Raw genomic sequence first — 23,319 nt, forward strand, 5'->3', positions numbered from 1 at the left:
CACACGATGTCTCGCACCCTGACCGCTTCAGCGTTGCTGGAGCCCTCCATTCGCCCGTCGCGCGCGGGCGACTTCCTGTTGCCGTTTCCCGATTACCCCTGCAACGCCCGCAGTTTCGTCAACCTCGATGCGCGCCTGTTGCCTTACTGGCACACGCTATTCGATGTCTGCCCAAGCTTGCTGAAGCTCGACCCGCCTGAGGGTCTTGAGTTGTTCCGACGCTTCATGACGTGGGCCTACCGGCACCATCCGGCGCTGGATTGGACGTATTACATCAGCGTTTGCCGCTGGTTGCTGAGCTCCCCCTACCAAGCGCGTGTGACTGAGGAGCACATCGAGGCCTTCATGGTGGCCGCGGCCGCCTTGTGGGTGGCGACTGATGTGTCTCAGGCCCGTGGCTTGGTGCTGGCCTGGCAGCCTATGGGCGAACGGGTCGTGGAGTGGAAAACCGGCGTACGGCCGGCGCTGCCAGCCTCCCAGGCGGACGAAGACTTGCCGTCACCCCCTTGGGAATTTTCCTGGAGCCCACTCAGCGCCAAAGGCCAGAGCAGCTTCCGGCGTTGGTTGCCGGTACCTGGCTAAGGCAGGGCGGCACAGGGGCGGCGTTGCGCCGCCCGTTTTCCTATTCGTTGAATGCTTAGCGAGAGACCGACGATGGACATACTCCAAGCCATGCGCGCGTTCAGTTGCGTGGTTCAGGCCGGCAGCCTGACCGGCGCGGCCGAACGCCTCGACACCACCACCGCCAGCGTTTCCCGGATGCTCTCCAACCTGGAGGCGCATCTGCATATTCGCTTGTTGAACCGCACGACCCGCCGCATCGCCCTGACCGAAGCCGGCAACCGTTACTTGAAGCGCTGCCGGGTTATCCTCGAACTGGTGGATACCGCAGAGAACGAGATACACCGCCACACACTGGACTTGCCCACGAACGGGCAGGCCAACACCCGAACGGGCGCAGCGCTCCAACTGGGCGCTTGTTAATCGGGTAGGTCGTCTTCGCCGCTGGCCAACGGGCGCACAGGCGCATCGACCTTGACCGAGGTTTCGTTACCCGCGTCATCGACCACGGTCAGGGTCAGCGGCACAGTGGCGCCTTCCTTGATCTGCTCTTTGGGGTTGATCAGCATGATGTGGTAGCCGTGGGTGTCCAGCACCACTGGCTGGCCCGCTGGCAGTGACAGGCTCGCCAATGGCTTCATGGTCATTACGCCGTCCTTCATGGTCATCTCGTGCAGCTCCGTCTTGGCGGCCACGGGTGAACTGACCCGAACGAGCTTGACGTCCTCGTTGGCGGTAAGGCGCATGAAGGCTCCGGTGGCGGGCTGGCTGGGTACCGTGGCCCTGACCCAGGGGGCCTCCACCTTCACTTCGACCTGAGCCAGGGCGGTGCTGGCGAAGCTCGTCATTAACAAACCGAACAGGAGGCCATTGGCCTTGCGCAAGCCTTTGAGCGCGAGTGGTTTCATCAGGAACTCCTTGTTGATTGGCGGCGCCAGCCTTGTGTATGAAGGACGCCTGGTCAAATAGCATAGTCGGTGCTGTATGAGGGCGTGGCAGGTGTGGTGCCGGCACGTTGTGGTGCGACAGACTGCCGCAGCGAGCCCAAAGCCACTGCTCGACGCCCGTGCAGTCAGCGCGTTGCGCGACATGCGACGAGCTGTCGCAGTTGGGCGGGCAGCAGACAGCGCCTAGCATGGTCGGCGCCTGTATTCCTTCGTCCCCTTCACGCTGCACGCCAGGCGACCCGCAACGCCCCCCGCCTTTGGGCGGGCCGCTTTCTTTCGAGCCGAGAGAGCCGTCATGGACCATGAACTGCTGAAAATCGTCTGGTGGCTACTGATTGGCGTAATGCTGATCAGTTTTATGCTGGGCGAAAGCCTGGACGTGGGCGCGCGGGTACTGGTGCCGTGGTTGTCGGGTCGAAGTGGCGACCCGCTGCCGCAAGCACCGGCGGCGCCAGCGCATATCAACCTGCTGTGGTTGCTGGCCCTGAGTTTCACCCTTGCGCTGGTCTGGCCATCGCTCGGTGGCCTGGCCTGCCTGATGACGGGCCTGTTGGGCCTGCTGGTACTGTTGCGCCGATCTGCCTCGCAAGCCGCCCGGCCACGACAAGCCTGGCGCGTGCTGGCAGTCGGCCTGCTGCCGGCAGTTCTGCTGGGGGGCATGCTGGGCAACGTGCTTCTTGGGTTGCCATTGAGTCGCTGTGGCCAGGCGGGAATACAGTTTCACGGGAGCGTGGGCGGCCTGTTCAGTCCGTTCGCCTTGCTTACAGGCGTGGTGAGCCTGGCGATGGTTTGCCAGTTTGGCGCTGCCTGGGTAATGCAGCGCGGCGGCGGCGGCTGGTATCAGCCTGCAAGCCGGGTCGCAGGCGTTGCAGGCGTTATGTTCCTGGCCAGTTTCATAGTGGCTGCGATATGGCTGGCAACGAATGCGCGCGGCTACAGTGTGTGGGCGGTGGAGCGTTCCGCTACCCTGTGCGGGCCTGGCACCTGGGTGGTGCTGGCCAACAACCCTGGCTGGCTGGACAATTTTCAGGCCTGGCCTGCAGCTGTTCTGGCACCACTGTTTGCCTTGTCTGGCACTGTCATCAGTCTGTTCGCTTGCGCCAATGGCCGGTCTAGCCTGGCGCTATTGGGCAGTGGCCTGACGGTGGGGGCAGTGCTATGCAGTGTGGGGCTCGCGTTATTCCCTTTGATCTTGCCTTCCAGCGTGCAAGTGTCTGCCAGCATGACGCTATGGAGCGCGGCCGGTGACGAAAGAACCTTGGGGACTTTGCTGATTGTTGCCAGTGTGCTGCTACCGATGTTGCTGGCTTACACCCTGGGTGTCAGCCTCAAGGGCTCGCACCTGCTGATCGAGCCATCGAAGCGAGTTGGAAAACGCCAACGCCATGCGCTTTGCTCGATCCAGGGCGATGAACGCATTGCGTGAATCACGCATTCGAGCGTCATGCCTCGAGATTATCTCTGGCAAACTCCGAACCCTGCCATCGTGAACCAACTGCGAATGTGCGCGCAAACTCCCTGGCCATTGCCTGGACCAGTTGTGCCCGCAAGGTATCGCTGTACCACAACCGGACGGGGGCCTGAAAGCCCCCGGGTTGTTCATCAGTGATTGCCGTGGGCAGCGTCCTTGTCGACCTTGACCACGCCTTGGAACAGCGCGAACTGCTTGACCCGCTCGGCGGGTTGAGCACTTTCGGCCTGGCGCACTGCCTGGCTCAGTTGGGCCGCGTCCTGTTCACTGAGCCCGGCGCTGTGCAGGGTTGCCGGGTCGAGCAGTGAATCGCCGGCGCACAGCACCACGCGCCAGCCGTGAGGCCCTTTACGCAACAAGGCACGGCCGCCGCGCTGGTCTTGCAACCAGCCGGCTACCGCATGCTCGCCCTGGATGGTAACCGGGCCAACGTCCAGTGGCGCATCCGGGCGTTCGAAGTTGTGTCGCATCAGGTGCTGAATGCTCTGCTGCTCGCTGGCGGTATCGGCCACGGCCAGCAGCGGGCTGCAGGCCAGCAGCAGCGCAAGGATCGGTGCTTTCATGTGCTTGTTCCTTGTAAGGCTGCCGACTGCTGTCGGCAGCTTCCGGTGGCGGGCTCAGAAGCCCATCTTCACACCCAGTTGCGCCGAAGTACCGGGCATCGGGTAGTTGGTACGGTAGGCGTAGTCACGGTCGAACAGGTTCTCCACGGCGACGAACACTTCGCCCACCTTGCCCAGTGCGGGTACGGCGTAACCGACGCGCATGTTGACCACGGTGAAGCTATCGACTTTGGAGAAGTTGCTGGCGCCGGCGGTGCGTTCCTCGGCCAGCACGTACATGTCTTTCTGGTACTGCGCATCAGCCGACAGGCGCCAAGGCCCGGTCTCGTAGGTGGTGCCCAGCGACAGCGATTTCTGCGGCGCGTAGGGCAGGGTCTTGAGGGACGGATCGAGCCAGGTGAAGCCGACGAAGCTGCTCCAATTGCTGGTCCAGCGCTGCTGCCAGGTGGCTTCGGTACCCTTGATGTCGTAGTCACCCAGGTTGATGTAGGAGGGGCTCGACACGGCCGGCGGGAAGGCGAACAGATAGCGGTCCTGCAGCTTGTCCTTGAACACCGCGAGGTCCAGGGTGGCGCTGTCGATGGGGTTGAAGCGCACGCCCAGTTCCTGGTGGTCGACTTTCTCGGGCTTCAGGTCCTTCCAGGTTTCACCCAGCGCCGGGATCAGGCTCGACATCACCGAGGCTTCCAGGCCGGGGTAGTTGATGCCGCGCGAGGCGTTGGCACGGAACTCGACATTGCTCGATGACAGCAACAGGCCTGCGTGCGGGGCGGTGGCGTTGTCGAACACATTGTGCTCATACGTGCGTACGCCGACCGAGGGGGTCAAGGTCCAGGTGTCGTTGAGGGCAAAGGCATGGCTGACGGCGAGGTGCGGCGATGTCACGCGCAGGGTGGGCGCATCGAACTTCGCTTGTGGCGCCGGGGCGATGCGCTTGAAGTGGACCTCGCCCTTGCTCTCGTCGATGTCCAGGCCCAAGGCCACTTCGCCGCCTTGCCAGGGGCGCAGCTGTTCTTCCCAGCGAATGCCTTGGAGCGTGAAGTCACTGATGGTGTCGCCGTCCAGGCCGGTCTGGTCAAGGGCCGAACCTCGGCCTTCGTTGTGGTAGACCTTTAGGCTGCCATCGCCCCATTCGTGATTGTGCGCCAAGGACAGCGAAGCGAGTGTGCCGCGGGTATTGAACTCGCCATTCTTGGTTTCCGGCAGGCCTTTCTGCCCGGGGTCAGAGACCTGGTTATTGGCATGCAGCAGCAGCAACCCGGTACTCCAGTTCTCATTCAGCCGGTAACCCAAGCGCGCCATGCCATTGTTCAGCCGGCCATCACCGTCACTGCGGTCACCGTCGGAGTGGGCCGCACCCTGGGCCAGCAGGTAATCAAAATCGCCTTCCCGGCCAATCAGGCTGGCTTGTTCGGTGGCTGTGCGGAAGCTGCCGCCGGTGAGTTGCAGCTCCCCATGGTGGTTGTCGCCCTGCTCGGCAACCTTGGGCGTCAGGTCGATGGCCGCGAAGGTGTTGCCGAACTTCTGCGGCTGCGGGCCTTTGTACACGCTGATGCTCTGCATCGCGTTGATCGGCAGCAAGTCGAGCAACGGGTGGCCCCAGACGCCCATGTAGAACGGAACGCCGTCGATGTAGGTCTTGATCTCGCTGCCCGGGCGGCTGGCACCCATGCCGCGGATGTACACCGCACCGCCTTCGGCACCGCCGAACGAGCCTACCGGGTTGAAGCGCGACACCACTACGCCGGGTGTACGACGCAGGGCCGAGGACAGGTCGAGGGCGTTGAGGTCGCGGATTTGCTCCTGGCCTACCACGGTGGTCAAGCTGCCGAAGCTATCGACGTTGTTCTGGTCGATGACCGAGGTCCCGACCACCGAGGTTTCGGCCAACTCCACCGTGTTGGTCTGGGCCAGCGTGGCACCACTGGATAACGCGAGTGCAGCAGCGCAGCAGATTGTCTTGTTCTTCATGCTCTGGGTATTCCTGAATGCAAAAGTGGCAAGGCGAGCCGTAGTCCACGCGCCAGGCGACATCCCCATGTGTATAGAGCCGGGGGCGTGGTGAGGCTATTGGGTTGATTCAGGTCAGGGCGGGTGAGGCGCGGGGGTTGACTGCAGGCCAAAGGCGACGAGGCCAGGCTGCAGGGGAGGCGGGCAGGGAACTGTCAGGTGTCACCCGGGCGACCGGAAGGTCGCGCAGCAGGGGCATCAATGCCAGGCCGGTGTGGCTGCACAAGGGGCAATCGAGCGTAGCGCCTGCGGCCAAGGTGTCACCCAGCCTTGGCGCGAAGCCAAGCGGACCGGGCGGGACCCCGGCGTGGCCGCAGAAGGCGCTACCTGCGCCATTGAGCGTCAGGCCGCTGGTCTGGCCGTGGCCGAGCCCGCAGTGCAGCACGGCAAACAGCACGCTGGCGTAAAGGAGCCAGGCGTAGGCGTGACGACGTCCTGCTGATCGGTGCATATCCCTTGCTCGATGACTGCGGCGGTTGAAATGGTGCGGTGCGCGAGTCTAGCAACGCTTGCTGTTTACGCAGGGTGCGACAGCCTGCCGCACCTGAATTTGGCTCCGAGATACCGCCGCACTGACCCTGTGTAGGCGGTTACCAAGGGCGCGCCTTGCTGAAGGCGGCCCTGGTACGCCAATCACTTGGACATGTAGTCGATCACGGCCTTGTAGTCGTCTGCGGTGCAATCCATGCACAGGCCGCGCGGCGGCATGGCGTTGAAGCCTTCGGTGACGTGCTTGACCAGTACCTCGTTGCCTTTGGCCAGCCGTGGCTTCCAGGCCTCGTGGTCACCTTTTTTCGGTGCCGTGGGCAGTTGGCCGTTGTGGCACATCTGGCACGCGCGGTTGAACACTGCCTCCGGGTCCTGGGCCGCTTGAGCCAGGCTGGCGGTTGCCAGGCAAGCAAGCATTGCCAGTGTTTTTTTCATGACCGACCTCTCAGGTTTTTTATTGGAAGGCAGAGTCTATGGGAGTACGCATGCCTGTCAGGTGCGACACCCTGCCGCACCCCGGGCTGCCAAGGCTTACCTGCCTGGTTGGTGCATGGGGTGCGGCAGGATGTCGCAGGGCGGCGTTGAGCCGAGGCCGTGCTACGTTGAAGTCGATCCGATGTTTGACTCTTGGCAGGGTTTTCATCGGGTCAAACAAAAGCCGGGGCGTATCAACGCCCCGGCTTTTGTCTTTTCAGGTGCTCAGTTGAAATTTCAGGCCGCGAGCACCTTGACGCTGGCCAAGTGGGCGCCCAGCAGATCGCCGCTGCCAAAGCCGTTCAACCGCGGGCTCGAACTGTGGAGCGACGTAGCCTGCGCCAGCCTAAGATGATTCCACTTAGCGAGATCACCAGGCCGCCGATGCTCAAGGCGATGATCAGGCTTTCGCGTAACGCCGGCCTTTGCAGCAGGGGTTGCAGGTCCCAGCTGTGCAAGAGATTGAACAGCCAGCGGCCGGTGCGTTGCCTGGTATCGTGGCTGGCCACCATCTCCCCGCTGGCCGGATCAAGGTAGACCCAAGTGCTGGCGGCATCGTCGAATCGCAGGCGCAGCACCGGCAACGGGCGGCGCTGGGAGCCATACATGCTCTGCGGGTCGCGGGCGAAGTAGTAGGCGTCGTAGTGGCGCTGCCAATGGGTATGCACCGGGATGCCTGCCGCCATCGCGTGGGCAGCGTTGAGCAGGCGTTGCTCGGACAACTGCCGTACGGGTGCCGCGTCGGCCTCCAGAATCCGACTATCGCCCACGGCATCGCGGGCCACCAGAAAGGTGTCAGCGCCAAGGCGTTGCCACTGCAGTTCCACAGGGGCGAACCCAGGTATCTTGTGCAGGCGGGCCAAGGCCTGAGCCACTGGCTGGCCGATGTCCACCGCACGTAGCGGCCCTTGATGCAGAGCCTGGGTGGCCAGTTGCGAGCGGCTGTCGGTGAGGCCCCAGGGGCGCATCGACATGAATCCGCTGAATATCCACAGCACCAACATCCCACCGAACAGTAACCCACCTATATGGTGCCAGCGCAGCCAACCGCCGGGATAAGGGCTGCACGAGCCACTGCGATAGCGCTTGCGCAGCCGCAGGCGCAAGATGCCGACAGCCATGCCCAGCAGCGCCATGATCGTTGCGGCCAGAGACAGCCCGATTACCAGGGTGCGCCAGCCGTTGCTGAACCCAAACCCGCCGCGTAGCGGGTAGAGCCAATGCAGCCAGGCCCCGACCCAGTTCCAGGCGCGCTCCGGGGCTGTGACGTCACGCACCACTTCTGCAGTACGTCCGGACAGGTACAGCCAGGTACCGGCTGCATCGTCGACCTGCACCCGGTGCAAGGGGCGGTCGCTGTCCAAGGCGGTGGAGTGGGTCCACATGTCCTCGTCCACCGTGCCCCGGTACGCCACCCCGACCTCGCCTGCATACTGCCGCGCGCTTTCCAGCGCCCAGCCGGCGTCGACCTGCGCCAGGGGCTGGCCGCTGGCAGCGTCGAGCGCGACGCGGCGGCCATCGGCCAATTCCAACAGGTAATACGGCCGCCCACCCAGGCTGGTCAGGCGCAGCGCTTTCAGAGGCCGCTGCGCCCACTGCTCGGGTAACTCGGCGCAGCAACCCGCAGGCAACGCCGGCAGGTGGGCAAGGCGTTCGGCCGGTGTCAGCTTGGGGTAGCCGACATACAGCATGACCACCCCAGAGACGAACCACAGCGCCATGAACAGGCAGGCGACGATTCCCAGCCAGCGATGCCACAGGTAGAGCTGGCGCTTCATGCTCATCAGTACCGCCACTGCACGGCGACTTCCAGGCTGCGCGGCTCACCCAGGTAGTACTGGGTATTGGTCTGGTGGATGAACCGGGCGTAGACCTCGTCGGTCAGGTTTCGCAACCGCGCGCTGATTTGCACGTGCTTGTCCAGGTCGTGGGTCATGGAAAGCCCGTAAACGGTGTAGGACGGTACCGACGAGGTATTAGCGGTGTTGGCGTACACCGACGACACATAACGGGCGTCGGCGCCGACTTGCCAGCCGGGGGCGAGGTCGTAGGTCAGCCAGAGATTGGCCACCCGATCAGGGATGTTCACCGGGTTCTTGCCTTTGCGCGAATACACCACACCGCTGATGGTCTCGTTGAATTCGTCGTATTCGGCGTTCACCCAGCTGAAGTTACCTGCCGCCAGCAGCTTGGGCGTGACTTTGAACGAAGCCGCCAGTTCGATGCCGGTAGAGGTCTGCTGGCCTGCCTGCTCAGTGGTGTTTGGCACGGTCGAGGAGGGCACCGAGATGTTCTTGCGCACGATCCGGTAAGCCGCTGCAGTGGCCGTACCGCGGCCATCGAGGAAGTCGAACTTGCTGCCCACTTCGACCTGGCGCCCGGTACTCAGGTCGAAGTCGCCCACTTGGCTGATCGAGGCACTGGTCAGAGTGCCTCCCGGCGGCTCGGCCGAGGTGCTGTATTGGGTATAGAGGCTGACATTCGGGGTCAGGTCGTAGACCAGGCCCAGGCGACCGGTCACTGCGTCCCAGCGCCGGTCCAGCTTGGCCCGCGCAACGTGGTCGATGACGTCGAAATCGATGTGGTCGTAGCGCAAGGCGGTTATCAATGACAGCTGATCCGTCAGACGGGTACGGTTCTCGACAAAGGCCGAGGTGGTGTCGGTGGTGGTGGTGCGTCCCTTGGCCATGGGCGCGTCCATACCGGGGATATCGAGGAATTGCCCTGGCTCGAAGCCATTGGGGTCAACCGTGTCGAACGCGCCCTTGGACAGCGGGTAGTTGGTTTGCTGGTTGGTGTTGTAGTCCATGCCGAACGCCCAGTCACTGGCCAGGCCGAACAGCTCACCCTGATGGGTCAGCTCGACCCTGTCGCCGTTCACCTCCTGGTCGTGACGCTGGCGGTAGCCGCCCGAGCGAGCGATGGCGCTGTTGTCGGCGTTGTAGCGATACACCTCGAGGTTGCGGTAATCGCGCTGGCCGTTGTAGTGATAGAAGGTATTGCGCAGTTGGGTATTGTCGTCGAAGCGGTAGTCGGTGATCGAGCGTAGCCAGCGAGTGCGCTGTTCGTAGCGACCGTCTTCAACGTTGTAGTTGTTGAAGCGGTTGTGCTTGTCGATGTGCAGGGTGCCGACCAGTGGCTGCAATACCGGAGTGCCCCAGTAGGGGCTGTCTTCTTTCTCTTCCAGGTATTCGATGGCCAGCGTGTGCGAGAGCTGGTCGTTGATGTCGCTGAGCAGCGAAAAGGCCAGGTTGCCGGCCCCATTCTCCTGGCGATCGATGTAGCCGTTGGTGCTGGTGCGGCTGTAGTCGAGACGGGCGTAATGGCGCGGGCCGTCGCCTGTGTTCAGGGTCTTGTTGAAACCGACCGAGGTTTCCGTGGTGTCGAAGCGGCCATAACTGACGCGCCCTTCAAATGTGTCTTCGTCTCGGCTTGCCAGCCGGGTGATGAAGTTCAGGCTGCCACCGACAGCACCGCTGCCATTGAGGAAGGAGGACGGCCCGCCGAGCAATTCGATGCGGTCGTAGATCCAGGCGCCCACCGGGCGCGCTGCGCCGCCATACTGCAAATTGATGCCGTTGAACAACTGGCCGATCTGCGCGCCATTGAAACCCCGGTACGAGACATAGCCGCCCCAGCCTGGCGGCGCCGAGGCGTTCACGCCAGGCAGTGCGTTGGCGGCGTCCTGGAAGTTGCGCGCGCCGATACGCTCCATGGTCTTGCGGTCGGCCACACTGACCGAAGCAGGGTTCTCACGTGCGCTGAGGTTGAGGCGCGAGCCGCTTTCGATGGGGCGGTCGAGGTCCAGGCGCGTGGCCTCGGTGGATTGGTCAGCGGTGGCGGTAATGGTGCTGGATGGCAATGTAAGGGTTTCATCCTGCGCCCAGGCGCAGTTTGCGCTGCCAACGAGCAGCGCCAAAGTGGTCATGCGGAGCATGCGAGGCTTCCTGGTTGAAATCGATGAACGCACCGCCGATGCCGGTCGGGTGGCTCGGGGGCGATGTCAGAACGCGGGAAGCGAAGCAGGAGAGGCGCGGGGGTTCACCCGTGGCCAGCGCAGCTTGGGCAGGCGTGGCGTGGGTTGGCTGGGTAAGGGGCTGGCCGACTGTTCGGCGAGCAGGGTCAGCAGGCCGAAAAATACGGCCAGCAGCGTGGCGCTGAACAGGCTGGCGATCACGCAGTCACCGCCGGCAGGCAGCATGGGGTCGGCAGTGTCTTGCTCAGCTTTGAAAGAACCGCTGGCGTCGGCGGAGCACCAGGCGGCGTCATCCAACCCGGCGAGGCGCAACCCGGCCATCTGCCCATGGCCCATGGCGCACAGCAACGAGCCGAACAGAATGCTGAAATACAGCATCCAGGCGACATGCGATCGTGTGTGGCGGGCCAGTTTCATGGCAGTACTCTGGATGGCACTGGGTTGTCAGGTTAGATGTGGCGGCGCGATTCTACATCTTCTGAAACGTCTGAACAGGGTGTTTTTTAAGGTGTGAGTATTCAACCGAATGATGCAGTTCGCTGCCCGAGCCCAACGGATGTCGAGTAAAAAGTGCTTTGTTGGTATGCGGTAATCACTCGCTTTTCTACCTCTGGCGGCGGCCAGGGCCGACTCAGTTGCAATCGTTTGAAAGGCTGTGACTAGAAAGAAAGGCGTTGCTTTCGACGTGTTATAACATATCATTATGCGGGTGAGGCCAGGGTTTTCCGGCCGCGTCATTCCTTTCGTTTTGGAACTCACCCGTGATTCTGTGCCAAGACCTCTTGTGGGGGGCTGCCAAACGCCCGTTGACCCCGCACCTGAACATCACGCTGCCAGCGGGTAGTTTGACTGCAGTGGTGGGGGCCAATGGTGCTGGCAAAAGCAGCCTCTTGAAAGTGCTTGCCGGCTTGCAGAAGCCTCTGTCCGGGCGCCTTCGCATCAGTGCCGAAGGCACGAAAATTGGCTATCTGGTCCAGCGCTCTGCCATTGACCGGCAGTTCCCCATCAGCCTGGGCGAGTTGATCAGTGGCGGCTTCTGGGGGCAAGGCCTGCACCGTCGGGAGCGCAGCCAGCGGTTGCGCCAGGCATTGCAAGCCTGGGAAATCGAAAAGCTCGCAGCCCACCCGCTCGAAGCGCTTTCCGGCGGCGAACTGCAGCGTGCGCTGCTGGCACGCTTGAGCCTGACCGACGCCAACCTGCTGCTGCTCGACGAGCCGGACTCGGCGCTGGACAAGCCGGGGCAGGCGTTGCTCTGGCGGCATATCGACGCTTGGCACAAAGCTGGCCAGACAGTGGTGGTGGTCAGTCATGACCTGCCGCGCGTGCAAGCGATGGCCGACTATTGCCTGCTGATCGACCGCGAGGGGTGCCAATACGGCCCCAGTCAATCTGTGATCGGGCGTGCCGCACTGGGGCAGGTGCAGTGATGTTGGATATGGCATGGGCACCGTTCGTCGAGTTCGCTTTCATGCGCCGTGCGCTGTTCGGCGGGCTCACCCTTGCGCTGAGTGTCGCGCCGTTGGGGGTATTCCTGGTGGTACGGCGTATGAGCCTGATCGGTGACGCCATTTCCCATGGCATTTTACCGGGCGCTGCTTTGGGCTTTTGGCTGGCAGGGCTGTCCGTGGTTGCCATGACACTGGGCGGCCTGGTGGCGGGCTTGATGGTGGCAGGCTTTTCAGCCCTGGTGAGCCGGCACACCGGTTTGCGTGAGGACGCAAGCCTGGCGGCGGTTTACCCGATTTCACTGGCTTCGGGCGTTCTGCTGCTCGGGCTGGCGGGCAAGCGCCTGGACTTGTTGGGGTTGCTGTTTGGCTCGGCCCTGGCGGTCGATCAGGCGACCTTGCAAACCATGGTGTGGGTAGCCGTAGGCAGTCTCTTGGTTTTTGCCCTGATTTACCGGCCTTTGCTGCTCGACAGCCTCGACCCCCTGTTCCTGCGCAGCGTCAGCCGCTTTGGGCCAATCGCCCATGGCGTGTTCCTGGGCCTGGTGGTCATCAACCTGGTGGTTGGCTTCCAGGCCATCGGCGCCTTGATGGTGGTTGGCCTGATGATGCTGCCAGCCATCGCCGCACGTTTCTGGAGCCAGCGCCTGCCCTGGCTGATAGCCATTTCGGCGCTGATCGGCATGGGCTCGGTCTGGCTGGGGTTGCTCTTGTCCTACTACGCCTCACTGCCCTGTGGCCCGGCGATCGTCGTCGTGGCCGGCTGTGCCTACCTGCTGTCGGTGATGGTGGGGCCGGTCCGCGGGCTGCTGCGTCGTCACTACACCCCTGTCACTCACTGAGGAGCCGCTATGCGCCCGTTGATCGTTGTGCTCATGTTGTTGCTGTCACCGTTACTGTCTGCCGCCGAACGCATCAAGGTAGTGACCAGCTTCAGTATTCTGGCCGATATCACCCGACAGCTCGGTGGCGATCAGGTACAGGTCATCAATATCGTCGGGCCCGACAGCGATGCGCATGTCTACGAAACCACGCCGGATGATGCCAGGCACGTGTTGCAGGCGCGCCTGGTGGTGGAGAACGGCCTGAATTTCGAGCCCTGGCTGGACCGCCTGATCAAGACCACCGGCACCCAGGCTCAGGTCGTCCGGGCTAGCCAGGGGATCCTTCCGCGTACCTTGGACGAGGAGGGCCAGACCATCCCCGACCCCCATGCCTGGAACAGCCTGGCCAACGCCAAGATCTACGCGGCCAATATTGCCAAGGCGCTGGAAGCGGTTGACCCCGGCAATGCGCAGGCCTATCGCAGCCACCTGGCTGCCTACCAGCAGCAGATCGACGCCTTGCTGGCCGAGGTGAAGAAAAGCTTCGCGGCCTTGCCGACGAACAACCGGCGTATCGTTACCTCGCATGATGCCTTCGGTTACCTGGGCCAGGCTTACGGCATCGAGTTCCTGGCACCCCAAGGCCTTTCCACCGACCAGGAGCCTACTGCCAAGGATGTCGCCAGCATCATTTCGATGATCAAGCGCGACAAGATCAAGGCCGTGTTTATCGAGAACATCAAGGATTCCCGGCTGATGCAGCAGATTGCCGACGATACCGGAGCGAAGATAGGTGGGACGCTGTATTCCGATGCACTTGCCGCCGAAGGCCCTGCCAGTACCTACCTGGGCATGTATCGGCAGAATGTGCAAACCCTCACCCAGGCGCTGGCAGGCCAGTGAGGCCAGCGCCTCCAGCCCTTGCCGGCTGGAGACGGGCAACGGTCATTTGACCACGGTCACCGGGCCGTGGTCGTCGCAGTGATCGCCGTGCGGGTGGTGGAGGTGGCCATCGACCAGGTAATCGACATGATCACCATGGGGGATCGCCTCATGCCCGCAGCCCGGGCCGTGGGTATGGTCGGCAGCATGGCCGCCACATTGGTGGCCGGGGGTGCAACGGTCGGGATTCTGGCCGTTGGCTTCCAGTGTGTGTTCATCGACATGGTCGCCATGCACGTGATGCAAGTGCCCGTCGTGCAGGTAATCGATATGCCCATCGTGCTCGATTGCAGTGTGGCCGCAGCCGGGTTTGTGCTGATGGTCATGGTGGGGATGCTGGTTGCAGGTACCCATTTCGAACGCCTTTAACGAGTGCTGAGACATTCAGCGTAGTTGGCGGGCGCCGCTTCTTCCAATCCGGTGAAGACCGTCGGTCCTTGGCCTGACATCCCTGCCGTACCTCGGCCGAGATGGCCGAGGTACGCTACTTTCGTCACTCGTGGTGCGGTTCACCCAGGAACGTCAGCGAACTGAAGAAGCTCTGCTGGGCAACGGGGCTGCCTTCGGCCATCGGCAGGGTAGCCTGAGCCGCGATGATGTTGAGCCCTTCATTGCGAACGGTGACACGTGCGCGGCCTTGCTGGTCGGTGGTGGCGCTGACCTGGTGAGGGGCGCCCCGGTAATCGCCCACAAGCGGGATATCCGCAGCCGGTTTGCCATCGAGCAGCACCTGCACTTCCAGCATCTTGCCCGGGCCGACCTGCAGAGGATCGCTCAGGGGAACGATCGCCAAACGCAGCATGTCCAGTTTCGGCAGCCGAGCACCGCTCTGGTAGATCGCCAGGCTGTACTTGAAGCTGTGGGTGGAGGCGATCGCATCCTTGATGTGGGTGCGATCCTGATTGACCCACTGCTTGTCCGGGCGCTGCGACCAAGGCCCGTTGTCCAGCAGCACGGCCAGTGCCGCAGGCGGCGTGAGCGGCTGCAGAACAGCATGGTCCGCCAGGCGCTCGACGGTGACCGGGACCATGTCCCCGGTCGCGTCGAACGCCCAGGCGCGCTTGATCTTCTGCGCCCTGTAGGCGTTATCCTCGGCGCCGTGGCCGTACACAACCTCGATATTGCCGCGTCGCTCCTCGGTCCACAGGCCGTGGGCGCCTGCGTTGACGCTGACCATCAGGGTCAACAGGGCGACGACTTTCAACGATGGATGCATGATGATTCCTCGGTTCAAAGGCTTAGGGTCAGGCTGACACTGAAGTTGCGCGGCTCACCGGGCAGCACCCAAGAACTGTTGTACGACCGTTCGTAGTACTTGCGGTCGAACAGGTTGTTGAGGTTGAGGCCGACGGTGACCTGTTCGCTGGCCTTGTAATGCGCCAACAGGTCGACGGTGGTATAGGCGTCCAGGGTGAAGTCGCTGCCGGCCTGACCGGAACGTTCGCCGACGTAATTCACCGCCGCCCCAACGTCCGAACCGCGCAGGGCACCTTCCTGGAATTCGTACACACCCATCACGCTGCCGCTGTTGCGAGCGATGCCCAGCAGGTCGCTGCCTTTTGGCAGGGCCGCGTCGCCCTTGGTGACCTCCACGTCGATATAGGCGTAGGCACCGATCACCCGCAAGGCGTCGGTCAGCTGACCGCTGAACTGCAGGTCCAGGCCTTGGCTGCGGGCCTCGCCAGCCGCCACGCTCTCGCCAAGGGCGTCGGTGGTGATGACGTTCTCCTTGTCGATATGGAACAGGGCGATGGTCGCGCCCAGGCGGCTGTCGAGCAGGTCGAGCTTGACCCCGGTCTCGTAACCCAAGCCCTTTTCAGGCTTGTAGACCTGACCCTGGGTGCCGATGGTGTTGGGTTTGAACGACGTGGATGCGTTGGCGAACACGCCGACTTGCGGGGTCAGTTGATACAAGACCCCGATGCGCGGAGTCGCGACGTCCTTTTCCTGGCTGTCGCTGGCACCGGTGGTGCGGTTCTGCGATGTCTGCTCGAAGCGCTCCAGGCGTACACCCAGCAGTCCGCGCAAGCGGTCGGTGAAGGCGATCTGGTCTTGCAGGTTGATCGCGTAGCTTTCAGTGTGCTCGAAAAAGTCGTTGGCACGGGTGATGGCCGGCTTCGGCTTGCCGTATACCGGGTTGTAGATATCCAGGCCATACCCTGCAGAGGTGGCGCTTTGCGGGTACTTCTGGCTGTTGCGGTAGTTTTCGTACTCCAGCCCGACCAGGGTCTGATGCTGCCAGCCACCCAACTCGAACTGCCCGTGCAGCTCGGCCTGGGTGATGTTGTCGTTCCATTCGAAGTCGCGTTCGCGATAGAAGCGCGTGATGGTGGTGCCCACCAGGGCCTGGGGCTCGGAGCTGTTGCCCTTGAGCGTGCCTTGGGTGTAGTGGTTGGCCAGGCGCAGCTTCCAGTTGTCGTTGAGCACGTGTTCCAGTGCGAGGTCGAGGGTCTGGTTGTCGTTGCGGATCTTGCCGTCATTCGGCTCGCCGAGGAAGGTCGAGCGCTTGACCGAACCCATTTCGCCGTTGACCGCCGGAATGCCACGGTCGAACACCGACTCGGTACGGGAAAACTCGGTGTCGATCATCAGCCGGGTGTCGGGCGACAGCTGCCAGCTCAGGGAGGGGCTGACGATACGGCGCTCGCTGCCGACATGATCGCGGAAGCTGTCGTTGTCCTCGATGGCGAGGTTGATCCGGCCCAACAGGTTCCCTTCGCTGTCCAGCGGCGAGTTGGCGTCCAGGGCGGTGCGGTAGCGATCCCAGCTGCCGGCACTGAGGGTGAGGTTGCTGAACGCTTCGGCCTGGGGACGCTTGGTGACGATGTTGACCAGGCCTCCAGGGTCGCCACGGCCGTACAGGCTGGCAGCCGGGCCTTTGAGCACTTCGATGCGCTCGATGTTGGACGTGTCCGGCGCGCTGTAGCTGCCGCGGTTGATGGCGAAACCGTTCTTGTACAGCTCGCCAGTGGTGAAGCCGCGCACACTGTAGTTGAGGAACGTCAGGCCGCCGAAATTGTTCTGCCGCGACACGCCGCCAGCAAAGTCCAGGGCGCGGTCGATGCGGGTGGTGTTGAGGTCCTTGATGACCTGCGCGGGCACGACATCGATACTCTGCGGTGTGTCGCGGATGTCGGTATCGGTGCGGGTGGCCGTGGCTGAGCGGGTGGCACGATAACCTTGCACCGGCCCGTCGGCGCGCTCTTGGAGGTAAACGTCGGTGATGGCGGTTTCGTCCAGCACCAAAGGTTCTGCCGCTAGAATCGGCTGGCCGAACAAACCCAGCGTCAGGCCGGCCAGAAGGGGTGTACGAGGGTTCACGAAAAGTCTCCGTTTTTCACGCCATAACGCTGCATTTTTTAGTTGTCCTGGCTTGGGCACTGCCCGCGAGTTGGTAAGGGATTACAAGGGACACACGTCAGGTGTCACGGCGCAGGCCTAGCGCCAGGCCTGACAAATGAATCTTGATGAGGAAACGTTCATCTTGGGGCGCGCATTTTAGAAGATGTAATAACGTAACGCCAGAGCTTAATGATCATTCCCAGTTGCAAGTGATTCGTATTGGTAGTGTAATGTTATCCAGTAACGTTAAGGAGTTATTTATGAAACCTGGCATCCATCCCAACTATCGCCCCGTGCTGTTCCACGACACCTCAGCGAACATCTTCTTCCTCATCGGCTCTACGGCCGAATCCGACCGCACCTACCAGCACACCGACGGCAAGACTTATCCCTACGTGCAACTGGACGTTTCCAGCGCCTCGCATCCGGTGTATACCGGCCAGCAACGTCAAGCCACGACTGAAGGGCGCATCGCCAACTTCAAGAAACGCTTTTCCGGGTTTGGCGGTAAGCCGTAACAGCAGGCTGGGCTAGAAGGCGAACCGTGTCAGCGCACTCTGGAGGGTCGCATGCAATGCTGCCCTCCAGAGGCGTTGGTTCAAGGCGGGTTCAGGCAGTCGCTGAGCGATTGGCAGGCGAGACGCCCGCCCACAGGCGCTCCATCTCCAGTCGCCGCTCAGCCGCATCCGGCGCTTGGCACTGCTGCAACAGCAGGTCGATGGCCGAGCGCAGTTCGAAGCTGCCCATGTCTTGTCCGTCGCGGTTGCGAATGGCGATGGTGCCTTCTGCCTGTTCCTTGGCACCGGCAATCAACAGGAACGGAACACGTTGCAAGGTCTGCTCGCGCACCTTGTAGCCGATCTTTTCATTGCGCGTATCGGCCTCGACACGCAAGCCGGCGCCGCGCAACAGCTTCGCCACATCCTGGGCATAACCTGCGTACTGCTGAGTGATCGAGGACACCGCCACCTGTACCGGCGACAGCCAGGCTGGCAGCTTACCGGCATGGTGTTCGAGCAGGATGCCAGTGAAGCGCTCCAGCGAGCCGAACAGTGCACTATGCAGCATCACCGGTCGCTGGCGCTGGCCGTCCTCGTCGACATACTCCAGGCCGAAACGTGCTGGCAGGTTCATATCCACCTGCAGGGTGCCGCATTGCCAGTCCCGGCCAATGGCGTCGCGCAGCACGAACTCAAGCTTCGGCCCATAGAACGCGCCTTCGCCGGGGTTCACCTGATAGGCCAGGTGCATAGCGTTGAGCGCGGTGATCAGCGAGCCTTCCAGCAGGTCCCATGTGGCATCGTCGCCCATACGGTTGTTCGGGCGTGTGGAAAGCTTGATACGCACATGCTCGAAGCCAAACTGGCGATAGATGTCGAGCACCATGGCCACCACCGACTGGCATTCCTGATCCATCTGCTGTGGCGTGCAGAAGATGTGCGCATCGTCCTGGGTGAAGTGGCGCACCCGTAGCAGCCCGTGCAGCGCACCCGAGGGTTCGTAGCGGTGCACCTTGCCGAATTCGCCCATGCGAATTGGCAGGTCCCGATAGCTTTTCAGGCCGTGCTTGTAAAGCAGCGAGCCGCCGGGGCAGTTCATGGGCTTGAGCGCCAGTGCACGGCCATCTTCGGTTTCGGTGGTGAACATGTTGTCGCGGTAGTTGTGCCAGTGGCCGGAAATTTCCCACAGGCTGCGGTCCATCACATCCGGCGTGTTGACCTCGATGTAGTCTCCGTCGTCCCGGCGACGACGCATGTAGGCGATCAGCGACTGGAATACAGCCCAGCCCCGTGGATGCCAGAACACCGCGCCAGGCGCATCGTCTTCGAAATGAAACAGGTCGAGCTCGCGGCCCAATTTGCGATGATCGCGCTTTTCTGCCTCTTCGAGACCGCGCAGGTGCTCCGCGAGCTGTCTGGCATCGGCCCAGGCAGTGCCATAGATGCGCTGCAGTTGTTCGTTGCGCGCATCACCGCGCCAGTAGGCGCCGGCCAGCTTGGTGAGCTTGAATGCTTTCAGCAGGCGGGTGTTCGGCACATGCGGACCGCGGCACATGTCGACATATTCCTGATGGAAGTACAAGCCGAGGTGCGTGGCCATCGGGAGATCGTCGATCAAGCGAAGCTTGTAGGTTTCGTTGCGGGCGCTGAACACGTCGATGGCTTCTGCGCGGCTGAGCATGCGCTTGATCACGTCGTAGTCCTGGGCGACCAGTTCGCGCATGCGGGCCTCGATAGCCTCCAGGTCGGCCGGGGTGAACGGCCTTTCATAGGCGACATCGTAGTAGAAGCCATCGCGAATCACTGGCCCGATCACCATCTGCGCGGTGGGGAACAACTGTTTCAAGGCGTGCCCAAGCAGGTGAGCGCAGGAGTGTCGGATGATTTCCAGGCCTTCGTCATCCTTGGGCGTGATGATCTGCAAGCTCACATCGTGGTCGATAACCTCGCAGGCATCGACCAACTGCCCGTCGAGCTTGCCGGCAACGGTGCTACGAGCAAGGCCGGGGCCAATCGATCGTGCGACGTCGAGCACGGTGACGGGGCTGTCGAAGTGACGCTGCGACCCGTCGGGCAAGGTCACGGAGAAGGCGGGGGGTTGGGCGTTTTCTGGCATTTTTTCAGGCTCGGCGTTCAATAGTGTGGCGGCGGGTCGGTCAACCCAGCCCTTGCTCGGTCTGCAGCATGGCGGAGTGGGATTTGAGGTGCTCGAACACGCCTGGGTTTGCCCAGGCTTGGCAGATGGCGGGCGAAAATTCGATGGCGTGCAGGTCGATCAGGCCCATTCGCGGGTTCTGCGCGTCTGCCCGGAAGCACTGGGCGTAGCCGGTCTCGGTTTCATGCACGATGACCGAATGCAAGCGTACATCCGCCTCGCCATTGCGCATTTCGGCCTGCGACAGCGCTGCGTCGACCAGGCAGAAGAACAGGCGCGAGAACTGTTCGGCGCTGGGCGAAACCGGCACCAGCACCCAGCGTTCCGAATGCCGGCGGACCGACGCCAGGTAGTCGGGATCATCACCGGACCACAGCGCGACGCTATGGTCAAAGGCGTCGATCAAGTCCCTGATGTCGCCCTTGAGCAGGCCGAAATCGTAGACCATCTGACCATTGTCCAGCGCGTCGGCGTGCAGGATCAGCTCGACCTTGTAGGAGTGCCCATGAATAGAGTGGGAACAGCGCCGGGTGCTGCAGCCCCGCACGATGTGGGCGTTCTCGAATTTGAACAGTTTGCGAATCAGCATGGGTCACCTGCATTGTCGCGGCCGCGGGTGGGCTGCTGGAGGCGGCGCAGTCTTGGCCCTTGGGCGGTATCCTCGGCGGTGTAGCCAGCCTCTTCCAGCTCGCTGCGCAGTCGGTCGGCAGTGGCAAAGTCGCGGGTTTTGCGCGCGGCCTCGCGGGCCTCGAGCAAACGGAGTAACGCGGCTTGCGGTGGCGGCTCGTCCCTGTGTGGCTGCAGGCCCCGCAGTGCTGCCAGCGGTGCCTGCTGCAACAGGCCGAGTAGCGCGGCCGACTTGAGCAGCCGGGCCTTGGCCTGGGCACGGGATGCACCGTCACTGGCATTGTCGAGCGCCTGGCGCAGCACATGCAGGCGGGCCAGGGCTTCAGCGACGCCCAGGTCGTTCCTGAGGGCAGCAAGCAATTGCGCGTCGGCTGGTACATCGTTGGCGCCGGGCAGATCGTCGCAGCGAGCCAGGCTAGCGTAGAAGCGGATGAGGCTCTGCACGGCCGCGCTCAGGCGCTCGGCGTTCCAGTCCATCGGGCGACGGTAGTGGGTGGACAGCAACGCCAGCCGAATCGCTTCGCCAGGGGCCTGGCTGAGCAGGTCGCGCACCAGTAGCACGTTGCCCAGTGATTTGGACATCTTCTGCCCATCCACGGTGACGAAGCTGTTGTGCACCCAGGTGCGGCAGTACAACGTGCCGTGGGCACAGGTGCCTTGGGCAATCTCGTTCTCATGGTGAGGGAAGATCAGGTCCTGGCCACCCCCATGGATGTCGATGGTATGCCCAAGGTGTTGCCCGATCATCGCCGAGCACTCCACATGCCAGCCCGGCCGGCCTCTGCCCCAGGGGCTGCTCCAGCCGGGTTGGTCGGCCGTGGACGGCTTCCACAGCACGAAGTCCAGCGCGTCGCGCTTGTAAGGCGCGACCTCCACGCGGGCGCCCGCCAGCATGTCCTTGGTGTTACGGCCGGAAAGCTCGCCGTAGGCTGGGTAGGAGGGCACATGGAACAGGACATGGCCTTGCGCCACATAGGCATGGCCACGCGCGATGAGGGTCTCGATCAACTCGATGATCTGCGGGATGTGCGCGGTGACCCGGGGTTCGAGGTCGGGTGACGCCACCCCGAGTGCCGTCATGTCCTGATGGTACGCATCGATGAAGCGGTCAGTGATATCGGCGATGGGCACGCCTGCCGCTGCCGCGGCGGCATTGATCTTGTCGTCTACGTCGGTGAAGTTGCGGGCATACACCAGCTCGGCATAGTCGTGGCGCAGCAGCCTGGCCAATAGGTCGAAGACCACCGCAGGGCGGGCATTGCCGATGTGCGCATAGTTGTAGACCGTGGGGCCGCAGACGTACATCGTCACTCGCTCGGGGCTTGCGGTGCGCAGCACTTCCTTACGCCGGGTAAGCGTGTTGTGCAGGTAGATCGGTTCAGTCATGTGCAGCGGCCTGCGGGGCGGACCAAGCCGAGGCATCGTGCGGGTGCAGGCTTTCCAGGTGGCGAACATGCACTTGGCTATCGCGGTAACCGTGCAGGCTGAACTGGATACGCCGCGCAGCGTCCTCGACGAACATCAGGTTCTGCCCGTTGAGGGCTGCGAACGCCTGTTCGTCAGCCCGCTTCACGGCGGTCTGAACCGGGGTGCGCAAGGCGCCTTCGACTTGGTCGATGAGGGCCAGCAACCCCAGATCAGGGGCATCGGCAGGCACCGCGACGCGCACCCGGGCTTCGCTGCGTTGGCTGTGCGGCGTGGCCAGCGATGCGTTGCTGCGCAGCCACTGCGCGACGGCGCTGGCTTCGAGCAGTGGCTGGTCTTTGAAGGCTCGCACAAAGCCGTCCTCGATCAATTGCCGGGACAAAGCGGCCGAGCAGGGGCACGTCGAGGAGTAGCCGATCCTGACCTCGATGCTCAGGTTCGTCACCCCCCCGACCTTCGTGGCGAGCACGTGAACCGGGTACGACTTCCAGCCAGATAGGCCCTCGGTCACCAGTGCAGGGCGGCGAACCAGAAGGTCGAAATCCAGGCGCAACCTGGCATTGCGGCTTTCGCAGTCGTGATGGCTATCGATCATGTCCTGCAACAGCGCAAACAGGCTTGCCGGCGACAGCGCTGCAGCCTCCCCCCAGGCGTCCAGCAGGCGGTAGAGCCTGGACATGTGAATGCCTTTGACGTGCGGTGCTGGCAGGTCGACCTGGACATCCGCCCGGGCGTGCAGCTCGCGCTGGTAGGCCGGTTCTTCGATCCTTAGCGGCAGGTCGATACCTTGCATCCCGACCCATTGCAGCGGGCTGAGGGTAGGGGCGAGGTCGGTGACGGAAACGTCGGGTAATGCTGAGCTCATCATGTATATCCAGTGGTGGGAGCCTTGCACCTTGCAGCAAGGCGTATGAATCAGGTCCCGCGGGTGAACGGGTTGGGCAGCTTCACCCAGCCTTGCGGTCCCTGGGCCATTTCCTCATCGGTCAGCAGACAAGCATCGAAGCGCGGGCGCAGCGCGGCCTCGTTGCTATTGGGGATGGGGGTGCTCATCGGGACGCCTCGTGATAAAGGGGGGTGCGCATGCGTGCGGCTCTGCTCAGTTCTCGCCTGCATCACGGCGAGTGCAGAGGGCACATTTACCGCGCAACTCGATGACCGAGCTGCACAGCGAAAACACGTTCTGTTTCATCCAGAGACCCAAGGCCTGGCTCAGGTGCGGCACGTTGAACTCATCGACGTGGCCGCAGCTATCGCAGATGGCGAACGCTCTGAAACCTGCTTCGCACTGGCCTGGGCAGGTGCAACTGACATAAGCGTTCAAAGACTCCAGCCGGTGAATCAAGCCTTGCTCGGCCAGGTGGCCCAGCGCGCGGTAGATCTGCGTCGGCGCCCTGACACCTTCATTGCGCAGGCTGTCCAGGATGGCGTAGGCACTGAGCGGCTTGTCGGCTTGCCGAAGCGCCATCAGGACACGTTGCTGATTGCTGGTCAGTTGCATGCAGGCCTCCTTGCGTTTGGCAGGCAGTCTTCATTTTTATCTGGAAGTAGGATGTTATAAAGTAACA

Annotated in this window: 23 protein-coding genes and 1 pseudogene; 8 read left to right on the plus strand and 16 right to left on the minus strand. The window is 62.8% G+C overall.

Annotation, left to right across the window (positions count from 1 at the left end; translation table 11 throughout):
- Window positions 1–6: 6 nt before the first annotated feature.
- Window positions 7–582 (plus strand): putative natural product biosynthesis protein, encoded by a 576-nt coding sequence (locus OSW16_RS12985; protein ID WP_241806930.1) that lies wholly within the window; start codon window positions 7–9, stop codon window positions 580–582.
- A gap of 72 nt (window positions 583–654) precedes the next feature.
- Window positions 655–900 (plus strand): annotated as a pseudogene (locus tag OSW16_RS12990) (LysR family transcriptional regulator); the annotation flags it as partial.
- An 80-nt stretch (window positions 901–980) separates the two neighbouring features.
- Here the strand turns inward: OSW16_RS12990 and OSW16_RS12995 are convergent.
- The gene (locus OSW16_RS12995; protein ID WP_267823698.1) at window positions 981–1,469 is read right to left on the minus strand and encodes a copper chaperone PCu(A)C; all 489 of its coding nucleotides are present in this window, start codon (window positions 1,467–1,469) and stop codon (window positions 981–983) included.
- A gap of 334 nt (window positions 1,470–1,803) precedes the next feature.
- On the opposite strand from OSW16_RS12995, the gene cydB reads away from it, so the two are divergent.
- Window positions 1,804–2,934, plus strand: coding sequence for a cytochrome d ubiquinol oxidase subunit II (cydB, locus tag OSW16_RS13000; RefSeq protein WP_267823700.1), 1,131 nt, complete (start codon window positions 1,804–1,806; stop codon window positions 2,932–2,934).
- Between the two features lie 176 nt (window positions 2,935–3,110).
- On the opposite strand, the gene OSW16_RS13005 is transcribed toward cydB, so the two are convergent.
- The 7 genes from OSW16_RS13005 to OSW16_RS13035 all read right to left on the minus strand — a co-directional run bounded on the left by OSW16_RS13005 (window position 3,111) and on the right by OSW16_RS13035 (window position 10,908).
- The gene (locus tag OSW16_RS13005) at window positions 3,111–3,542 is read right to left on the minus strand and encodes a copper uptake system-associated protein (protein ID WP_267823702.1); all 432 of its coding nucleotides are present in this window, start codon (window positions 3,540–3,542) and stop codon (window positions 3,111–3,113) included.
- 54 nt (window positions 3,543–3,596) lie between these two features.
- Window positions 3,597–5,513, minus strand: coding sequence for a TonB-dependent receptor domain-containing protein (locus OSW16_RS13010; protein WP_267823704.1), 1,917 nt, complete (start codon window positions 5,511–5,513; stop codon window positions 3,597–3,599).
- A gap of 109 nt (window positions 5,514–5,622) precedes the next feature.
- The gene (locus OSW16_RS13015; protein WP_267823706.1) at window positions 5,623–6,003 is read right to left on the minus strand and encodes a DUF2946 family protein; all 381 of its coding nucleotides are present in this window, start codon (window positions 6,001–6,003) and stop codon (window positions 5,623–5,625) included.
- Window positions 6,004–6,185: 182 nt separating this feature from the next.
- A complete protein-coding gene (locus OSW16_RS13020) occupies window positions 6,186–6,476 on the minus strand; it encodes a c-type cytochrome (RefSeq protein ID WP_267823708.1) in 291 nt (96 codons plus the stop codon).
- A 341-nt stretch (window positions 6,477–6,817) separates the two neighbouring features.
- The gene (locus tag OSW16_RS13025) at window positions 6,818–8,293 is read right to left on the minus strand and encodes a PepSY domain-containing protein (RefSeq protein WP_267823951.1); all 1,476 of its coding nucleotides are present in this window, start codon (window positions 8,291–8,293) and stop codon (window positions 6,818–6,820) included.
- A 5-nt stretch (window positions 8,294–8,298) separates the two neighbouring features.
- Window positions 8,299–10,452: a TonB-dependent receptor gene (locus tag OSW16_RS13030; RefSeq protein ID WP_267823710.1), complete on the minus strand. Its 2,154-nt coding sequence runs from the start codon at window positions 10,450–10,452 to the stop codon at window positions 8,299–8,301.
- 66 nt (window positions 10,453–10,518) lie between these two features.
- Complete coding sequence (locus tag OSW16_RS13035; RefSeq protein ID WP_267823713.1) at window positions 10,519–10,908, minus strand: DUF2946 family protein; 390 nt, start codon at window positions 10,906–10,908, stop codon at window positions 10,519–10,521.
- Window positions 10,909–11,252: 344 nt separating this feature from the next.
- Between OSW16_RS13035 and OSW16_RS13040 the strand changes: the two genes are divergently transcribed.
- The 4 genes from OSW16_RS13040 to OSW16_RS13055 all read left to right on the plus strand — a co-directional run bounded on the left by OSW16_RS13040 (window position 11,253) and on the right by OSW16_RS13055 (window position 14,071).
- Window positions 11,253–11,918, plus strand: a complete 666-nt coding sequence (locus OSW16_RS13040) for a metal ABC transporter ATP-binding protein (RefSeq protein ID WP_267823715.1) — start codon at window positions 11,253–11,255, stop codon at window positions 11,916–11,918.
- On the plus strand, window positions 11,918–12,778 hold the full coding sequence (locus OSW16_RS13045; RefSeq protein WP_267823717.1) for a metal ABC transporter permease: 861 nt from the start codon (window positions 11,918–11,920) through the stop codon (window positions 12,776–12,778). Before OSW16_RS13040 ends, OSW16_RS13045 begins: the two co-directional genes overlap by 1 nt.
- 9 nt (window positions 12,779–12,787) lie before the next feature.
- The gene (locus OSW16_RS13050; RefSeq protein ID WP_267823719.1) at window positions 12,788–13,663 is read left to right on the plus strand and encodes a metal ABC transporter substrate-binding protein; all 876 of its coding nucleotides are present in this window, start codon (window positions 12,788–12,790) and stop codon (window positions 13,661–13,663) included.
- A 66-nt stretch (window positions 13,664–13,729) separates the two neighbouring features.
- Window positions 13,730–14,071, plus strand: a complete 342-nt coding sequence (locus tag OSW16_RS13055) for a hypothetical protein (RefSeq protein WP_267823721.1) — start codon at window positions 13,730–13,732, stop codon at window positions 14,069–14,071.
- A 124-nt stretch (window positions 14,072–14,195) separates the two neighbouring features.
- Here OSW16_RS13055 and OSW16_RS13060 read toward each other — a convergent pair whose 3' ends face one another.
- The gene (locus tag OSW16_RS13060; RefSeq protein ID WP_267823723.1) at window positions 14,196–14,918 is read right to left on the minus strand and encodes a DUF4198 domain-containing protein; all 723 of its coding nucleotides are present in this window, start codon (window positions 14,916–14,918) and stop codon (window positions 14,196–14,198) included.
- Window positions 14,919–14,932: 14 nt separating this feature from the next.
- Window positions 14,933–17,023: a TonB-dependent siderophore receptor gene (locus tag OSW16_RS13065; protein WP_267823725.1), complete on the minus strand. Its 2,091-nt coding sequence runs from the start codon at window positions 17,021–17,023 to the stop codon at window positions 14,933–14,935.
- 281 nt (window positions 17,024–17,304) lie between these two features.
- On the opposite strand from OSW16_RS13065, the gene OSW16_RS13070 reads away from it, so the two are divergent.
- Window positions 17,305–17,562 (plus strand): type B 50S ribosomal protein L31, encoded by a 258-nt coding sequence (locus tag OSW16_RS13070; RefSeq protein WP_241806943.1) that lies wholly within the window; start codon window positions 17,305–17,307, stop codon window positions 17,560–17,562.
- A 91-nt stretch (window positions 17,563–17,653) separates the two neighbouring features.
- Here OSW16_RS13070 and thrS read toward each other — a convergent pair whose 3' ends face one another.
- The 6 genes from thrS to OSW16_RS13100 are packed head-to-tail and all read right to left on the minus strand — an operon-like array spanning window position 17,654 to window position 23,252.
- Complete coding sequence (gene thrS / locus OSW16_RS13075; protein WP_267823728.1) at window positions 17,654–19,660, minus strand: threonine--tRNA ligase; 2,007 nt, start codon at window positions 19,658–19,660, stop codon at window positions 17,654–17,656.
- A gap of 40 nt (window positions 19,661–19,700) precedes the next feature.
- Entirely contained in the window at window positions 19,701–20,288 is a 588-nt protein-coding gene (locus OSW16_RS13080) for a 6-pyruvoyl trahydropterin synthase family protein (RefSeq protein WP_241806945.1), read from the minus strand.
- Window positions 20,282–21,712 carry a cysteine--tRNA ligase gene (gene cysS / locus OSW16_RS13085; protein ID WP_267823730.1) on the minus strand — a complete coding sequence of 477 codons (1,431 nt, stop codon included), beginning with the start codon at window positions 21,710–21,712 and terminating at the stop codon, window positions 20,282–20,284. Before cysS ends, OSW16_RS13080 begins: the two co-directional genes overlap by 7 nt.
- A complete protein-coding gene (gene folE2, locus OSW16_RS13090) occupies window positions 21,705–22,616 on the minus strand; it encodes a GTP cyclohydrolase FolE2 (protein ID WP_267823732.1) in 912 nt (303 codons plus the stop codon). Before folE2 ends, cysS begins: the two co-directional genes overlap by 8 nt.
- A 50-nt stretch (window positions 22,617–22,666) precedes the next feature.
- A complete protein-coding gene (locus OSW16_RS13095; protein ID WP_267823734.1) occupies window positions 22,667–22,804 on the minus strand; it encodes a hypothetical protein in 138 nt (45 codons plus the stop codon).
- A gap of 46 nt (window positions 22,805–22,850) precedes the next feature.
- Complete coding sequence (locus OSW16_RS13100) at window positions 22,851–23,252, minus strand: Fur family transcriptional regulator (protein ID WP_267823736.1); 402 nt, start codon at window positions 23,250–23,252, stop codon at window positions 22,851–22,853.
- Window positions 23,253–23,319 lie beyond the last annotated feature (67 nt).

Origin of the sequence: Pseudomonas putida (assembly GCF_026625125.1) — a bacterium.
In the GTDB taxonomy this organism is placed as follows: Bacteria; Pseudomonadota; Gammaproteobacteria; order Pseudomonadales; family Pseudomonadaceae; genus Aquipseudomonas; species Aquipseudomonas putida_X.

Coding starts and splice junctions, on each gene's coding strand:
- OSW16_RS12985 (WP_241806930.1), top strand. CDS start 7: ATGTCTCGCACCCTGACCGCTTCAGCGTTGCTGGAGCCCTCCATTCGC.
- OSW16_RS12995 (WP_267823698.1), bottom strand. CDS start 1,469: ATGAAACCACTCGCGCTCAAAGGCTTGCGCAAGGCCAATGGCCTCCTG.
- cydB (WP_267823700.1), top strand. CDS start 1,804: ATGGACCATGAACTGCTGAAAATCGTCTGGTGGCTACTGATTGGCGTA.
- OSW16_RS13005 (WP_267823702.1), bottom strand. CDS start 3,542: ATGAAAGCACCGATCCTTGCGCTGCTGCTGGCCTGCAGCCCGCTGCTG.
- OSW16_RS13010 (WP_267823704.1), bottom strand. CDS start 5,513: ATGAAGAACAAGACAATCTGCTGCGCTGCTGCACTCGCGTTATCCAGT.
- OSW16_RS13015 (WP_267823706.1), bottom strand. CDS start 6,003: ATGCACCGATCAGCAGGACGTCGTCACGCCTACGCCTGGCTCCTTTAC.
- OSW16_RS13020 (WP_267823708.1), bottom strand. CDS start 6,476: ATGAAAAAAACACTGGCAATGCTTGCTTGCCTGGCAACCGCCAGCCTG.
- OSW16_RS13025 (WP_267823951.1), bottom strand. CDS start 8,293: ATGAAGCGCCAGCTCTACCTGTGGCATCGCTGGCTGGGAATCGTCGCC.
- OSW16_RS13030 (WP_267823710.1), bottom strand. CDS start 10,452: ATGCTCCGCATGACCACTTTGGCGCTGCTCGTTGGCAGCGCAAACTGC.
- OSW16_RS13035 (WP_267823713.1), bottom strand. CDS start 10,908: ATGAAACTGGCCCGCCACACACGATCGCATGTCGCCTGGATGCTGTAT.
- OSW16_RS13045 (WP_267823717.1), top strand. CDS start 11,918: ATGTTGGATATGGCATGGGCACCGTTCGTCGAGTTCGCTTTCATGCGC.
- OSW16_RS13050 (WP_267823719.1), top strand. CDS start 12,788: ATGCGCCCGTTGATCGTTGTGCTCATGTTGTTGCTGTCACCGTTACTG.
- OSW16_RS13060 (WP_267823723.1), bottom strand. CDS start 14,918: ATGCATCCATCGTTGAAAGTCGTCGCCCTGTTGACCCTGATGGTCAGC.
- OSW16_RS13070 (WP_241806943.1), top strand. CDS start 17,305: ATGAAACCTGGCATCCATCCCAACTATCGCCCCGTGCTGTTCCACGAC.
- thrS (WP_267823728.1), bottom strand. CDS start 19,660: ATGCCAGAAAACGCCCAACCCCCCGCCTTCTCCGTGACCTTGCCCGAC.
- OSW16_RS13080 (WP_241806945.1), bottom strand. CDS start 20,288: ATGCTGATTCGCAAACTGTTCAAATTCGAGAACGCCCACATCGTGCGG.
- cysS (WP_267823730.1), bottom strand. CDS start 21,712: ATGACTGAACCGATCTACCTGCACAACACGCTTACCCGGCGTAAGGAA.
- folE2 (WP_267823732.1), bottom strand. CDS start 22,616: ATGAGCTCAGCATTACCCGACGTTTCCGTCACCGACCTCGCCCCTACC.
- OSW16_RS13095 (WP_267823734.1), bottom strand. CDS start 22,804: ATGAGCACCCCCATCCCCAATAGCAACGAGGCCGCGCTGCGCCCGCGC.
- OSW16_RS13100 (WP_267823736.1), bottom strand. CDS start 23,252: ATGCAACTGACCAGCAATCAGCAACGTGTCCTGATGGCGCTTCGGCAA.